Consider the following 13,747-nt stretch of genomic DNA (forward strand, 5'->3'; position numbering starts at 1 on the left):
TATGGGACGAACGCTTTTGGACAAGATTTGGGACGCACACACCGTGCGCGTCGAGGATGGCGGTCGCTGTGTGCTCTACATCGACCGGCAGTATATTCACGAGGTGACTTCGCCCGTGGCTTTCGGGGGCATCGAGCGTCGGGGTTTCGGCGTGGCGCGGCCGTCGCAGATCACCGCCACGGCCGACCATAACATCCCGACCGTCGACCAGCACCTCCCGATCGAGGAGCCCGAGTCGCGGCGGCAGGTCGAGGCCCTGGCCGAGAACTGCGCCCGGCACGGCATCGAGCATTTCGGGGTGGGGCACCCCAAGCAGGGCATCGTGCATATCATCGGCCCCGAGCTGGGCTTCACACAGCCGGGCATGACGATCGTCTGCGGAGACAGCCACACCTCGACGCACGGAGCGTTGGGAGCCGTGGCGTTCGGCGTGGGCACCTCGGAGGTCGAGATGGTCTTCGCCAGCCAGTGCATTCTCCAGACCAAACCCCGGACCATGCGCATCACCGTCAACGGCGACCTGCGCCCGGGCGTGGAGGCCAAGGATGTCATTCTCTATATCATTTCGCAGATCACCGCTTCGGGCGGCACGGGCTATTTCATCGAGTTTGCCGGCAGCACGATCCGGTCGCTTTCGATGGAGGGCCGCATGACGGTCTGCAACATGAGCATCGAGTGCGGTGCCCGCGGCGGCATGATCGCCCCCGACGAAAAGACTTTCGAGTACCTCCGGGGCCGTGAACGGGCTCCTCAGGGGGCCGATTTCGACCGGGCCGTGGCCCGCTGGCGGGAGCTTTACAGCGATGCGGACGCGGTTTTCGATAAGGAGTACCGCTTCGATGCCGCCGACATCGCCCCGATGATTACTTACGGCACCAATCCCGGGATGGGCATGGCCGTCGATGCGTCGATTCCCGCCGATGCCGACCCCAAGGCGTTGGAGTACATGGGTTTCAAAGCCGGCGAGAAACTGCTGGGCAAGCCGGTCGACTACGTTTTCGTCGGCAGTTGCACCAACGGACGTATCGAGGACCTGCGGCGCTTCGCCCGTCTGGTCGAAGGACGCCGCAAGGCCGACAATATCACGGCGTGGATCGTCCCCGGTTCGAAGGGCGTCGAGGCTGCCGCCAAGGCCGAGGGGCTGGATAAGATACTCGCCGCTGCGGGTTTCGAACTCCGCCAGCCGGGCTGTTCGGCGTGCCTTGCGATGAACGCCGACAAAATCCCTGCGGGCAAATACAGCGTTTCGACTTCGAACCGCAATTTCGAGGGGCGTCAGGGCCCCGGCGCCCGCACGATGCTCTCGGGCGTGGCCGTAGCGGCCGCCGCCGCGGTGACAGGGCGGATCGCCGATCCCCGTGAAGTGTTTGATTTGTAAAAACGGAATACGATGTCAATACCCAAATTCGTAACCTTCACCTCGGGGGCGGTGCCCGTCGAGGTGGAAAACATAGATACCGACCAGATCATTCCGGCGCGCTTCCTGAAAGCCACCGAGCGCAAGGGATTCGGCGACAACCTTTTCCGCGACTGGCGTTACGACGCTTCGGGCGCGAAGATCGCGTCGTTCCCGCTGAACGACGCCCGTTACGGGGGACAGATTCTCGTCGCCGGGCGCAACTTCGGGTGCGGCAGTTCGCGCGAGCACGCCGCCTGGGCCATCGCCGACTACGGTTTCCGGGTCGTGGTGTCGAGCTTCTTCGCCGACATCTTCCGCAACAACGCCCTGAACAACGGCCTGCTGCCGATCCGTGTCAGCGAGGAGTTTCTGAAAGCTGTGTTCGACGAGATCCGACACGACCCGAAAGCGCAGTTCACGGTCGATCTGGACAACCAGACTTTGACCGTCGTGTCGAGCGGCCGCAGCGAGGGTTTCGAGATCGACGCCTACAAGAAACGCTGCCTTCAGAACGGCTACGACGACGTGGATTACCTGCACAGTATCGCCGACCGGATCGCGGCTTTCGAGGCCGCCCGCAAATAGACCGTGCCGATGCTTCGTCCGGTCGAAATAATGGACACGACGCTGCGCGACGGCGAGCAGACGTCGGGCGTTTCGTTCAACGCCCGCGAGAAGCTCACCATCGCCCGGCTCCTGCTGGAGGAACTGCGCGTGAGCCGCATCGAGATCGCCTCGGCGCGGGTTTCGCAGGGCGAACAGCAGGCCGTGCGCGCCGTCGCCGAGTGGGCCGCAGCCAAGGGGTATGCCGACCGTGTCGAAGCCCTCGGGTTCATCGACGGCGGGTTGTCGCTCGACTGGCTGGGCGCGGCCGGATGCCGCGTGGTGAACCTGCTGGCCAAAGGCTCCCGCAAGCATTGCGAGGGGCAACTGCGCCGCACGCCCGAACAACACCTGGCGGATGTGCGCGCCGAGATACTTGCCGCCGTCGACCGGGATATGCGCGTGAACCTCTACCTCGAAGACTGGTCCAACGGCATGCGCCATTCGCCCGACTATGTCTATGCCATGCTCGACGGACTGGCCGACGCCCCCGTGCAGCGTTTCCTGTGTCCCGACACGCTGGGTGTGCTCGATCCCTACGATACCGAACGTTTCTGCCGCGATCTGGTGACACGCTATCCGCATCTGCACTTCGATTTCCACGCCCATAACGACTACGACCTGGCCGTGGCAAATACCGCCGCCGCCGTGCGGGCGGGTTTCCACGGGGTTCATGTCACCGTCAACGGGCTGGGCGAACGCGCCGGCAATGCGCCTTTGTCGAGCACCGTGGCGGTGCTCCACGACCGGCTGGGCTGTACGACCGGCATCGACGAGACGAAGATCAACCGTGTCAGCCGCACGGTCGAGTCGCACACCGGCATCCGCATTCCCGCCAACCGTCCGATCGTGGGCGAGAGCGTCTTCACGCAATGTGCGGGCATTCATGCCGACGGCGACAACAAGAACAATCTCTATTTCAACGAGTTGTTGCCCGAGCGCTTCGGCCGCGTCCGCGAATACGCGCTGGGCAAGACTTCGGGCAAAGCCAACATCCTCAAAAATCTCGAAGTGCTGGGCATCGACCTCGACGAGGCCGCGATGCGCAAGGTGACCGAACGGGTGGTGGAGCTGAGCGACAAGAAGGAGCTGGTGACGGTCGAGGACCTGCCCTATATCGTCGCCGACGTGCTGCGCTACGACCTCTCGGACAATCCGGTGAGGATACTCAATTACAGCCTTTCGCTGGCGCAGGGACTGCGCCCCGTGGCGACGCTCAAAATCGAGATTCACGACCGTCCCTACGAACAGACCTCGGCCGGCGACGGCCAGTACGACGCCTTTATGCGGGCCCTGCGGCAAATCTACCGCGAACAGCTCGGGCGCGAGTTTCCGATGCTGCGCGACTATGCCGTGTCGATCCCGCCCGGAGGCCGCACCGACGCCTTCGTGCAGACGATCATCACGTGGGAGATGGAGGGCCGTGTGTTCAAAACCCGCGGGCTGGACGCCGACCAGACCGAAGCCGCCATTAAGGCAACGGTCAAAATGTTGAATATCATCGAAATAAACTATAACGACAATGGATGTTAACATCGCTCTTTTAGCCGGCGACGGCATCGGTCCCGAGATCGTCGCCGAAGCCGCCAAGGTGCTGGACCGCGTGGCGGAAAAGTTCGGACACAAGATCACCTATACCCCTGCGCTGGTGGGCGCCGCGGCCATCGACGCCACGGGCGACCCCTATCCCGACGAGACGCACCGTGTCTGCCTTGCCGCCGACGCCGTGCTGTTCGGGGCCATCGGCGACCCGAAGTACGACAACGACCCCACGGCCAAGGTGCGCCCCGAGCAGGGGCTTCTGCGGATGCGCAAGTCGCTGGGGCTGTTCGCCAACCTGCGCCCCGTGGCGCTGTTCGACGCGCTGGCCGACCGTTCGCCGCTCCGCGCAGAGGTCGTGCGCGGGACGGATTTCATCTGCGTGCGCGAACTCACGGGCGGCATCTATTTCGGCCGTCCTCAGGGACGGGATGACGACGGAAAACGCGCTTTCGACACCTGTACCTATACGGTCGGAGAGATCGAGCGGGTCCTGCACGTGGCATTCCGGCTGGCCGTGTCGCGCCGCCGCAAACTCACGGTCGTCGACAAGGCCAACGTGCTCGAAACCTCGCGTCTGTGGCGCGAAACAGCCCAGCGCATCTCCAAAGAGTATCCCGAGGTGGCGGTGGACTACATGTTCGTGGACAACGCCGCGATGCAGATCATCCGCCAGCCGGCTTATTTTGACGTCATCGTGACGGAGAACATGTTCGGCGACATCCTCACCGACGAGGCCAGCGTCATCAGCGGTTCGCTGGGCATGCTCTCCTCGGCGAGCGTCGGTGCCGAGGTGGCCCTTTTCGAGCCCATTCACGGCTCCTATCCGCAGGCCGCGGGCAAAAATATCGCCAATCCGATGGCCACGATCCTCTCGGCCGCCATGCTCCTGGAGCACCTGGGACTCGACGCCGAGGGCAAAGCCGTGCGCCGGGCCGTGGACAAGGCCCTTGCCGACGGCATCGTCACCGAGGACCTCGTGGCCGCCGGCGGGCGGGCGTATTCGACCTCCGAGGTGGGGGATTACGTTGCGAAGAATGTATGAACGGTCCTCTGAAATAACGGGTTGTTTGCAGACTGCGTTTCGCAGTCTGCTTTTTTTGTAGTATCTTTGCAATCCTAATCAGAGTGCTGCATTCCGGTCGCATGCGAAAAGCCCCTCCCGAGGGCCGTTTAAGAAACGGCTTTTAAAATGTGGAGCGGAGTGTTGGACCCGATGTTTAACATCCGGGGATCGCCCCTAAAGCCCGGCTTTTAGCCGGGGTGGGGCAGACTTGTAAACGAATATCGGAGGCGGCGGCAAGGACGATTGACAGCACAAAAACGATGAACAAATATGGCAGGATCGAACTTCGTAGATTACGTAAAGATATTCGCCCGTTCGGGACACGGCGGCGGCGGCTCGACGCATTTCCGGCGCGAGAAATTCGTGGCTTTCGGCGGCCCCGACGGCGGTGACGGCGGCAAGGGCGGGAGCATCATCCTGCAGGGGGACAAGCAGTACTGGACGCTCATCCACCTCAAATACCAGCGCCATCAGTTCGCCGAGGACGGCGAACACGGCTCCGGAGCCCGTTCGTCGGGCAAGGATGCCAAGGACATCATCATCCCCGTACCGCTGGGCACGGTCGCCAACCGCATCTATGAGAACGAGGACGGCACGACCGAGACCGAAACGGTGGGGGAGGTGACGGCCGACGGCGAACAACTCGTGCTGCTCAAAGGCGGCCGGGGCGGTCTGGGCAACTGGCATTTCAAAAGCGCCACGAACCAGACGCCGCGCTATGCCCAGCCGGGTGAGGACGGCGAGGAGGGTACGTTCATTCTCGAACTGAAGGTGCTGGCCGACGTGGGGCTGGTGGGTTTTCCCAATGCGGGCAAGTCGACGCTGCTGTCGGTGGTTTCGGCCGCGAAGCCCAAGATCGCCAACTACGCCTTCACGACGCTGGAGCCTAACCTCGGCATTGTCGAGGTCCGCGACCATAAGTCGTTCGTCATGGCCGACATTCCGGGCATCATCGAGGGCGCCCACGAGGGCCGCGGTCTCGGAACCCGCTTCCTGCGCCATATCGAGCGCAATTCGGTGCTGCTGTTCATGATTCCCGCCGACAGCGACGACATCCGCCGCGATTACGAGGTCTTGCTGGGCGAACTGACGCAGTACAACCCCGAACTGCTGGACAAGGAGCGTCTGCTGGCCATCACCAAATGCGACATGCTCGACGACGAACTGATTGCCGAGATGCGCGGCCACCTGCCCGAAGGCGTTCCGTCGGTCTTTATTTCGTCGGTCTCGGGGCTGAACATCCAACAACTGAAAGATATGCTCTGGGAAGCGTTGCAACGGTAACGTGCCGTTCCGGGACGCCGGGATCGGGCGTCTGATATGCAGAATGTGCCGTGTACAGCGTTGCGGTCCTGGAAAAGACGACCTCACGGTTGGTGACGCGGAGCGTGTACTTTCCCGCGAAATAGTCGATGATTCCATACAGGGAGCCCGTGCCGGAAGGCAGGGGCTCTTTTGCGTAAGCGCATGTCGCGGCGCTCCGTACGGTGAATTCGTTGCCCCCGGCATCGACGATCGTCCGCTCAGTGGCGACGGTACGTCCCGTTTCGGGGTCGGTGTCGCACCAGGTTTTTCCCGCATCGGCGAACCGCACGCCGTCGAACCGGACCCGGGTGTCGATGTGGCGTGCCGAAACCTCCCCGAAAGTGAGCGGGGCGGCCCGGTGTCTTTCGCCCTCCTCCGGCAGCGTGACGCGGATATAGCGGGACAGCTCCTCGCGCGGAATTGCTTCGGCCCCGTAATCCCCGGGTTCGGAACCCAGTTCGATCTTTCCGCCGTAATTGCAGAGCGTCAGCCCGTTGCACCGCACGGTGGCGACCGCGCCGAACGGATAGTCGTCGGCCAGCGAGGGATGCCCGGCGGCGATGGCGATGCCGCCGCTCGGGTCCTCGACGACGATCGTCCTGTCGAACTCTCCGTAAAGGTCGTTGGCGGTGATGAATCCCCGGATGGTGATGTCCTGCGTGACGGCGGCGCTGCTGCGGCCGTCGCAGAGCGATTTCAGGTAGGCGACGGTGTGCCGCGACACCTCGGGCGCCTCTGCAAATCCGGGCTCCGTGGCTTTGTCGCACCCGGCCAACAGCAACAGACTAAGGCCGGCAATCGCTCTCATCGCGCAGTTTGAGGATGTAACGCCCGTCGCCCGCAGCGTCGTATTGGAGAATGCCTGTCAGCGATACCGTTCCGACGGGGACGTCGGTGTCGGCAAACCGGGCATAGGTGCGGACATAGGTGTAGACGGTGTTGTCGTCGCTGTCGGTGAAGCGTTTGTATCCGGACCACGTTGACGCCGAGAGGTCCTCGGGCGTGTAGCGGAGGCCGTCGATGCGGACCAGCGTGCCGCAAAGGGCCGGAGTGAGTTCGGATATCCGGCGCAGGGCGGGTGTGGGGGAGTGCAGGTTCTCGCCGTTGCGGGCGAGTACGGCGGCCAGCGCCGGCTGGGAGCCGATGTAATCGGTTGCATAGCCGCTTCCCACGGCGGGAGGACGTCCGATCTGCAATACGCCGCGGCTCTCGGCCACGGTCAGCCCTTTCAGCCGCAGTGTCACATGACATCCGGTCGGAAAGTCGTTGTGCAGGTGGTCGATACCCGCCATCACTTCAACTGCCGCTTCATCTGCCTCGATGCAGAGCGTGCGGTAGAAATTCTCCGCCCGGTCGCTGGTCGTGACCGTCCCTGCGACCACGATGTCGCCCGTGACCGTGAACGGGGTTCCGGCATAGCGTGCCCGCAGTGCGGCGATGGTCTCTGTCGCGGGTTCTCCAGGCGCATTGCCGTCCGGCTCCCCGAACCGGGAGTCGTAACACCCGGCTGTCAGAAGCGCGGCGAAGGCGAAGGCGATGCGGCGGAAGCGGGGCATACCGGATCAGGCTTCGATGCGCGAATCTTTCAGCCCGAGGAAATAGAGGATGCCGTCCAGTCCGATCGTCGAAATCGACTGACGGGCCGTGGCCTTCACCTTGGGTTTGGCGTGGAATGCAATGCCCAGACCCGCGAGGTTGAGCATCGGCAGGTCGTTGGCGCCGTCGCCGACGGCCACCGACTGGGCAATGTTGATCTCTTCGAACTGGCACAGCAGCCGCAGCAACTCGGCCTTGCGGCGTCCGTCGACCACTTCGCCGACGTAACGTCCCGTCAGACGTCCGTCCTCGATCTCCAGTTCGTTGGCATAAACGTAGTCGAAGCCGTATTTCTGACGCAGGTAGTTGCCGAAATAGGTGAATCCGCCGGAGAGGATCGCCGTCTTGTAGCCCACGCGTTTGAGGATGGTCATCATGCGTTCCAGCCCCTCGGTGATGGGCAGGTTGCGGGCAATTTCGTCCATGACCGAAACGTCGAGCCCTTTGAGCAGCGCCACCCGCCGCGAAAAACTTTCGCGGAAGTCGATCTCGCCGCGCATGGCGCTGGCGGTGATTGCGCGCACCTCGTCGCCCACGCCGGCCCGTTCGGCCAGTTCGTCGATCACCTCGGTCTCGATCAGCGTCGAATCCATGTCGAAGCAGATCAGGCGGCGGCTGCGGCGGTAGATGTCGTCCTTCTGGAACGAGACGTCGAGGCCGATGTCCGAGAGGTTCATGAATCCCGCCTGCATGGTGCTGCGCTCCTCGTCGGAGAGCGACCCGCGCACCGAGAGCTCGATGCACGATTTGGCCGCGCGGTCGTCCTCGCAGAGCGGCATGCGGCCCGTAAGGCGTTTGATGGCGTCGATGTTGAGTCCGTGTTCGGCCACGACTTTCGTCACCTCGGCGATGTGTCGCGCCGTGACGGTGCGGCCCAGCAAGGTGATGATATAGCGGTTCTTGCCCTGACGGCCCACCCAATCGTCGTAACGCTCCTCGGTGATGGGCGTGAAGCGGATCATGACGCCCAGCTCCGAGGCTTTGAAAAGCAGCTCTTTCATGATGCTTCCCGACTTGTCGGCGGTGGTCTTTATCAGAATCCCCAGTGTCAGCGATTGGTGGATGTTGGCCTGGCCGATGTCGAGGATGAAGGCGTCGTAACGCGCGAGAATCTCGGTGAGCGAAGAGGTCATGCCCGGCTTGTCCTCGCCCGAAATGTTTATCTGGATAATTTCAACGTTGTTCTGCATTGTGTTAATGTATGGTGTTTTCTGTCGCTTTCTGCAAAAAGCGTAGACAAAGTTAATAAAGTTCTCCTTTTTTTGGCTATTTTTGCGTGACAAACTAAAAAAACGGAATTATGTGGACATTTTTAGCAGCCGAGGACCCGGCGTCCCTGATCGTGCCGGACAGTGTGCAGAAAGCCCATTTCGCAGAGGCGGTCGAGAAGATCGCCAACATCGATTATCACGCCCTGCTGCAATCGTTGCTTTCGGAGTCAGTCTGGATACTGATAAAGATCCTTATCGCGCTGGCCATCTATTTCATCGGCCGGTGGGTCGTGCGGCGCATCCTGAAACTGGTCGATGTCGCCATGCAGCACCGCAACGTCGACATCTCGCTGCGGTCGTTCACGCGTAATACCATAAGCACCGTATTCACGCTCCTGCTGGTGCTGATCGTCGTTTCGACGCTGGGTGTCAACGTCACGTCGCTCATCGCCGTCGCTTCGGCCGCCACGCTGGCTATCGGTATGGCTTTGAGCGGTACGGCGCAGAACTTCGCCGGCGGGGTGATGATCCTGCTGATGAAGCCCTACCGCGTCGGCGACTACATCTCGGCCCAGGGGCAGTCGGGCACCGTGCGCGACATCAAACTCTTTTCGACGGTGATTACCACGGCCGACAACCAGACGATCTATATTCCCAACAACTCGATCGCCACGGCCATCATCGACAACTATTCCACGGCCGATCTGCGCCGCGTGGACTGGACCGTGGGCATCTCCTACGGCGACGACGTGGACGTGGCCCGCAAGGCCGTGCTGGCGATGCTGGACGCCGATTCCCGCGTCCTGAAGGACCCCGCGCCGGTGGTGTGGGTCGCTGCGCTGGCCGACAGCTCGGTGAACCTCACGATCCGGGCCTGGGTGAAGAACGGCGACTACTGGAACGTCTTTTTCGAGCATAACGAGGAGTTCTACAAGGAGCTGCCCAAGCACGGTCTCAGCTTCCCGTTCCCGCAGATGGACGTACACATGAAAAAAGAGTAGACGATGAGACGAACGTTTTTCGCCGCTGCCGCAGCGCTGTGCCTTTCAGCCTGCAATTCCGAATCCGGGCCGGAAAGAACGACCTCTGCGGAGTTCGGCGAAGTGACGTTCTCCCCGGCCGAAGTCGCTCCCGATACGGACGTTACAGTGGAGGCGTTCGTGACGAGCCAATACGGATTCCATCGGATAGACATCGTTTATATCCTCGACGACGACGATTCCGACGTGCGGTTTGCGTCGCTCCTGCGCTCATTCGAAGCCGAAGCTACGTCGCTGACCTACAAAGGGACCATTCCCCGGCAGAAGGCGGGCCGGAAAGTGACTTTCTGGGTCCGTGCCATCACGGCTTACGATGTCGTGACCCTCTCCGATCCCCGGTCGTATACGATCTCCAAAGAAGATGAGGATGAAAAACCCGAACAACCCAATTAACAGAAAGAAATAACGAATCATTATGGAACTGAAAGAGATTCTGGCCATTTCGGGCCAGCCCGGACTTTATAAATACGTGGCGCAGTCGAAGAACGGCGTGATCGTCGAATCGCTGCTCGACGGACGGCGCATGAACGCCGCGGCGAATGCCAAGGTGAGCGCTCTGACGGAGATTTCGATGTTCACCGAAGGCGACGACATCGCCCTGGCCGACGTTTTCACCCGGATTTACGCCCATACCGGGGGCAAGGAGGCGATCAGCCCCAAGGAGGCTCCCGAGAAGCTGAAGGCCGCGTTTGCCGAGGTGCTTCCCGAATACGACCGCGACCGGGTGCACGTTTCGGACATGAAGAAGTGCTTTGCGTGGTACAACACGCTTTTGCAGGCCGGGTTTACGGAGTTCAAGCTTCCCGCCGAGGCCGGAGAAGAGGAGAAATAGTTCTTATTTGAAGATTATGGGAAAACAGACGAAAGTGCTGGCTCTGGTGGCCCACGACAATATGAAGCGTGACCTGGCGGAGTGGGTCGACTGGAACAGCCGCAAGTTGAGCCGTCACCATCTGGTGTGCACCGGAACGACGGGTAAGATGGTCGAGCAGACGTTGCGCGACCACAAGGAGGAGCATGAAGCGGAAGACGAGCCGAAGCCCGAACTGCGGATCACGTTGCTGAAATCGGGTCCGTTGGGCGGTGATCAGCAGTTGGGGTCGCTGATCGCCGACGGCAAGATCCATGCGCTGATCTTCTTCTGGGACCCGATGTCGGCCCAGCCGCACGATGTCGACGTGAAGGCATTGCTGCGTCTGGCGACGCTTTATAACGTGCCGACGGCGATCAACCGCTCCTCGGCCGATTGTCTGATCTCCTCGCCGTTGTTCGAGGACGACGAATATAAGCCCGTCGTGAAGGACTACAAAGCCTACGTCGAGCGGGTGCTGAAATAGTCGCGGGGTAGTGCTGTGAAAAATCCGGAACCAAAGTTCCGGATTTTTCGTTTTCAGGGGGCGAGTATCACTCGTATGTCTGTCAGTTTTAGGGCGCTGTCTGCCGTTGTGTCTCGGGCTTCGAGACATATCCGGTGGGGGCCCGGCGGCGTACCCTCGGGCAGATGTCCTGTCCAGATATGCGGTGAGGGTGCATTGCGGTGGGGTGAGCGGCGTGCATATTTCGACTGCAAATATCCCTGCTGGTTGCGCAGTCTCGACCGCAGGACCGTCGGCGCGGCCATGGCCGTGTGCGCCAGCGATTGCCATGCGCCGTCGTCGATCCGCATCCGGACCAGCGTCTCCGGGCCTCCGGCGAAGAGATTCACCACGATACTCCCCATTGGCAGGGAGGCCAGCTCTTCGATCTCCCGGTCCTGCGGATTGCCGTCGGCAATCCACACATCGGCCTGATGCCCTTCATCGAGGCCGATGCCTTTGAAGCGGAATGTGTAATCCGCCTTGTCGAAATCGATACGGAAGTAGTTGCGCGGGGTTCCGCAGGGCTGCAGGGAGCGCGGTACGAGATCCAAGTCCTGCTCCCCGGTCCAGAGCAGTCCGCAGACCGCCCCGGCAACCAACTCTTGCACATTGGCCGCCAGCCGTTTCCGGAAGACCGAATGGGTGTGTCCGGAAAGCATCAGGCAGCGGCGTCCGTCCAGCAGTGCAAGTACTTCGTCCTTGTTTTTGGTGGCAGCCATCGGAATGTGCTGGGCGATGACCACGAGCGTCTCCCGCGGTACCCGTGCCAGATCGTTGCGCAGGAATCGCAGCTGCTTTTCAGTCAGTTTGCCGACATAGCTGCGGCGTCCTTCCGTGAAGACGTTGTTGAAGACGATGAAATGGACCGGTCCGTAGTCGAAAGCGTAGGTGTCGGCTCCGAAAGCCTCGTTGTAGCGGACAACGGTCCGGACGCTGTCCATATCCCGGTCGTGGTTGCCCGAAAGCGTCCAAGAGGGTATCGGCAGTTCGTCGGCCAGCTCCTTGAAGAGCGGGAACAGCGTGCAGTCGTCGTTTACCAGATCGCCCAGGAAAAGCGAAAAGGCCAGGTCGCGGCGCTCCGCCAGTTCCGAGAAGAAAGTGCGTGCGGCATATCCCGCTTCGGTCGTGTCGCCGAACTGCACGTCGCCCACGGCGGCGATGCTGAAACGGTCGGGTTGTCTGCGGCGCACCAGCCCGAAATCGGCATTGCCGCCTGCCGTACTGTCGGGGAAGTATCGGAACCGGGTGTTGGCGATCCCGCCGCCCGGAAATTCGTAGCCGGACGGAAGAATGGGAAATACGCTGCCGGGCTCCGTTGCCGGAAGGTTGTAGCGGCCTTTCCGGTCGGTAAGAACGACCGTATCCCCGTCGGACACGGGAATGCCTTTCAGGGCGGGTTCGCCTTTGTCCCGGATGCCGTTACCGTTGCGGTCGAGGAAGAGTGTTCCCGAACGCACGGGCTGTGCGACGGCCTGCGGCGGCGCTGCGATCATCTCTTGTGCCAGAAACGCCAGCGTCAGAAAGATGGAAATCGGTTTCATAAATGAATTTGTTGATCGGATATTCGGGTAAAATAATGCGAGCCTTGCGGCCCGCATTATTTATTGGAGAACGGTGCTGAGAGGACGGCCAGGTGCTCGGCTTTCGATGTACGTAATCCAATCTCCGATGGTTAACAGCATTGCTGCTCTGTCATCAAAAATCAAAATTCCGAAGTGTGATTCAACCGCTAACTTGAAGTCGAGAATATCTACCTCATCCATTTCTAAATCGTCTATTAGGCGGGTTGACCGAGTTAACATGAATGTAGGAGTGCCTGTTTTCATAGAGAGCGTTTCTTTGAGCCAATTCTCGATATCGGTCGGATCTGCAGGTAGATCGGGATCGGTAATTGGAGGGTCGACCGGTGGAACAGGATCAATAATCGGCGGATCGACTGGCGGATCGACCGGCGGATCGACCGGCGGTTGCTGCTGCTCTATTTGTGCGGCTATGTAAACGACCAGATTCTCAGCCGTTACAATATTTTTGAGGTCTTCATCTGGAATCTGAATATCATACTCTTCTTCGACAGCTATTATTAATTCAAAGAAATCCAAACTGTCCATTCCCAAATCTGTATTCAGGTTGGAATAAGTGTCTACCTGACCTTTGGAAATATTTATTTGTTCTTCGAGTATCAGTAAAAGTTTTGTGAAAATTGCTGGATGTGATGAAAGATTTGTGTTTATGAAAACCACTAAATCTTCTATTGTTATCAAGCTATCTATGGCCTCGTCTGGGATGGAAATCCCGAATTCCTCCTCGACAGACATGATTATTTCAATAAAATCCAAGCTGTCGAATCCTAAATCGTTTCTGATAATCGAACCCAACTGGATCTGACCAGGCGAGATGTTTACATGATCACAAATAATCGCTTGGACTTTTTTAAAGACTGTCCTTGTAGCAGTTATATTGGATCGCGTGGCCTTAACTCTGCTGTTGTCTTGTATATATTCTTGTCCATTATTTAACGTTAAATCGGTTGAATAATCCTGTGTCTGGCATGACGTCATTGAGATCGTTGCCGCAAGGGCAAGGGCCATTGCGTAGGCCCTTGCTGTGCGAATCTTCCTTTTCATGGATTA

Annotated in this window: 14 protein-coding genes; 9 read left to right on the forward strand and 5 right to left on the reverse strand. The window is 60.2% G+C overall.

The annotated features are described in order from the left end of the window. The first annotated feature begins 1 nt into the window (after nucleotide 1). From leuC to obgE, 5 genes are all read left to right on the forward strand, one after another. Entirely contained in the window at nucleotides 2–1,378 is a 1,377-nt protein-coding gene (leuC, locus tag BLU78_RS00630) for a 3-isopropylmalate dehydratase large subunit (protein ID WP_010259174.1), read from the forward strand. A 12-nt stretch (nucleotides 1,379–1,390) separates the two neighbouring features. Beyond that, entirely contained in the window at nucleotides 1,391–1,984 is a 594-nt protein-coding gene (gene leuD / locus BLU78_RS00635; protein WP_010259177.1) for a 3-isopropylmalate dehydratase small subunit, read from the forward strand. A 9-nt stretch (nucleotides 1,985–1,993) separates the two neighbouring features. Continuing rightward, on the forward strand, nucleotides 1,994–3,535 hold the full coding sequence (locus tag BLU78_RS00640; RefSeq protein ID WP_010259180.1) for an alpha-isopropylmalate synthase regulatory domain-containing protein: 1,542 nt from the start codon (nucleotides 1,994–1,996) through the stop codon (nucleotides 3,533–3,535). After that, nucleotides 3,525–4,586 (forward strand): 3-isopropylmalate dehydrogenase, encoded by a 1,062-nt coding sequence (gene leuB, locus BLU78_RS00645; RefSeq protein WP_010259183.1) that lies wholly within the window; start codon nucleotides 3,525–3,527, stop codon nucleotides 4,584–4,586. The genes BLU78_RS00640 and leuB overlap by 11 nt, the downstream gene beginning before the upstream one ends. A gap of 291 nt (nucleotides 4,587–4,877) precedes the next feature. Then, nucleotides 4,878–5,891, forward strand: coding sequence for a GTPase ObgE (obgE, locus tag BLU78_RS00650; RefSeq protein ID WP_010259185.1), 1,014 nt, complete (start codon nucleotides 4,878–4,880; stop codon nucleotides 5,889–5,891). Here obgE and BLU78_RS00655 read toward each other — a convergent pair. Genes BLU78_RS00655 through serB form a run of 3 tightly spaced genes read right to left on the reverse strand, consistent with a single transcriptional unit; the run spans nucleotide 5,821 to nucleotide 8,698 of the window. Further along, a complete protein-coding gene (locus tag BLU78_RS00655; RefSeq protein WP_026020563.1) occupies nucleotides 5,821–6,720 on the reverse strand; it encodes a DUF5689 domain-containing protein in 900 nt (299 codons plus the stop codon). The genes obgE and BLU78_RS00655 overlap by 71 nt on opposite strands. Beyond that, nucleotides 6,698–7,468, reverse strand: a complete 771-nt coding sequence (locus tag BLU78_RS00660) for a DUF5689 domain-containing protein (protein ID WP_010259189.1) — start codon at nucleotides 7,466–7,468, stop codon at nucleotides 6,698–6,700. The genes BLU78_RS00655 and BLU78_RS00660 overlap by 23 nt, the downstream gene beginning before the upstream one ends. A gap of 6 nt (nucleotides 7,469–7,474) precedes the next feature. After that, on the reverse strand, nucleotides 7,475–8,698 hold the full coding sequence (serB, locus tag BLU78_RS00665) for a phosphoserine phosphatase SerB (protein WP_010259191.1): 1,224 nt from the start codon (nucleotides 8,696–8,698) through the stop codon (nucleotides 7,475–7,477). Between the two features lie 110 nt (nucleotides 8,699–8,808). On the opposite strand from serB, the gene BLU78_RS00670 reads away from it, so the two are divergent. From BLU78_RS00670 to BLU78_RS00685, 4 genes are read left to right on the forward strand one after another with little or no spacing between them, the layout of a single operon-like run. Next, a complete protein-coding gene (locus BLU78_RS00670; protein ID WP_010259192.1) occupies nucleotides 8,809–9,720 on the forward strand; it encodes a mechanosensitive ion channel family protein in 912 nt (303 codons plus the stop codon). 3 nt (nucleotides 9,721–9,723) lie between these two features. Next, nucleotides 9,724–10,152, forward strand: a complete 429-nt coding sequence (locus tag BLU78_RS00675; protein ID WP_010259194.1) for a hypothetical protein — start codon at nucleotides 9,724–9,726, stop codon at nucleotides 10,150–10,152. 22 nt (nucleotides 10,153–10,174) lie between these two features. After that, on the forward strand, nucleotides 10,175–10,591 hold the full coding sequence (locus tag BLU78_RS00680; protein ID WP_010259198.1) for a DUF5606 family protein: 417 nt from the start codon (nucleotides 10,175–10,177) through the stop codon (nucleotides 10,589–10,591). Nucleotides 10,592–10,607: 16 nt separating this feature from the next. After that, the gene (locus BLU78_RS00685; RefSeq protein ID WP_020692613.1) at nucleotides 10,608–11,096 is read left to right on the forward strand and encodes a methylglyoxal synthase; all 489 of its coding nucleotides are present in this window, start codon (nucleotides 10,608–10,610) and stop codon (nucleotides 11,094–11,096) included. A 53-nt stretch (nucleotides 11,097–11,149) separates the two neighbouring features. Here BLU78_RS00685 and BLU78_RS00690 read toward each other — a convergent pair whose 3' ends face one another. Together BLU78_RS00690 and BLU78_RS00695 are read right to left on the reverse strand one after the other, a co-directional pair. Further along, nucleotides 11,150–12,658, reverse strand: coding sequence for a calcineurin-like phosphoesterase C-terminal domain-containing protein (locus tag BLU78_RS00690; protein ID WP_010259205.1), 1,509 nt, complete (start codon nucleotides 12,656–12,658; stop codon nucleotides 11,150–11,152). Nucleotides 12,659–12,718: 60 nt separating this feature from the next. Beyond that, nucleotides 12,719–13,741, reverse strand: coding sequence for an acyl carrier protein (locus BLU78_RS00695; RefSeq protein WP_010259207.1), 1,023 nt, complete (start codon nucleotides 13,739–13,741; stop codon nucleotides 12,719–12,721). Nucleotides 13,742–13,747 lie beyond the last annotated feature (6 nt).

Origin of the sequence: Alistipes timonensis JC136 (genome assembly GCF_900107675.1) — a bacterium.
GTDB lineage: Bacteria > Bacteroidota > Bacteroidia > Bacteroidales > Rikenellaceae > Alistipes > Alistipes timonensis.

Bases quoted from the DNA above. Each gene is read 5' to 3' on its own strand.
- leuD (WP_010259177.1), top strand. From the start codon at position 1,391: ATGTCAATACCCAAATTCGTAACCTTCACCTCGGGGGCGGTGCCCGTC.
- BLU78_RS00675 (WP_010259194.1), top strand. From the start codon at position 9,724: ATGAGACGAACGTTTTTCGCCGCTGCCGCAGCGCTGTGCCTTTCAGCC.
- serB (WP_010259191.1), bottom strand. From the start codon at position 8,698: ATGCAGAACAACGTTGAAATTATCCAGATAAACATTTCGGGCGAGGAC.
- obgE (WP_010259185.1), top strand. From the start codon at position 4,878: ATGGCAGGATCGAACTTCGTAGATTACGTAAAGATATTCGCCCGTTCG.
- leuC (WP_010259174.1), top strand. From the start codon at position 2: ATGGGACGAACGCTTTTGGACAAGATTTGGGACGCACACACCGTGCGC.
- BLU78_RS00670 (WP_010259192.1), top strand. From the start codon at position 8,809: ATGTGGACATTTTTAGCAGCCGAGGACCCGGCGTCCCTGATCGTGCCG.
- BLU78_RS00640 (WP_010259180.1), top strand. From the start codon at position 1,994: ATGCTTCGTCCGGTCGAAATAATGGACACGACGCTGCGCGACGGCGAG.
- BLU78_RS00690 (WP_010259205.1), bottom strand. From the start codon at position 12,658: ATGAAACCGATTTCCATCTTTCTGACGCTGGCGTTTCTGGCACAAGAG.
- leuB (WP_010259183.1), top strand. From the start codon at position 3,525: ATGGATGTTAACATCGCTCTTTTAGCCGGCGACGGCATCGGTCCCGAG.
- BLU78_RS00655 (WP_026020563.1), bottom strand. From the start codon at position 6,720: ATGAGAGCGATTGCCGGCCTTAGTCTGTTGCTGTTGGCCGGGTGCGAC.
- BLU78_RS00660 (WP_010259189.1), bottom strand. From the start codon at position 7,468: ATGCCCCGCTTCCGCCGCATCGCCTTCGCCTTCGCCGCGCTTCTGACA.
- BLU78_RS00680 (WP_010259198.1), top strand. From the start codon at position 10,175: ATGGAACTGAAAGAGATTCTGGCCATTTCGGGCCAGCCCGGACTTTAT.
- BLU78_RS00695 (WP_010259207.1), bottom strand. From the start codon at position 13,741: ATGAAAAGGAAGATTCGCACAGCAAGGGCCTACGCAATGGCCCTTGCC.
- BLU78_RS00685 (WP_020692613.1), top strand. From the start codon at position 10,608: ATGGGAAAACAGACGAAAGTGCTGGCTCTGGTGGCCCACGACAATATG.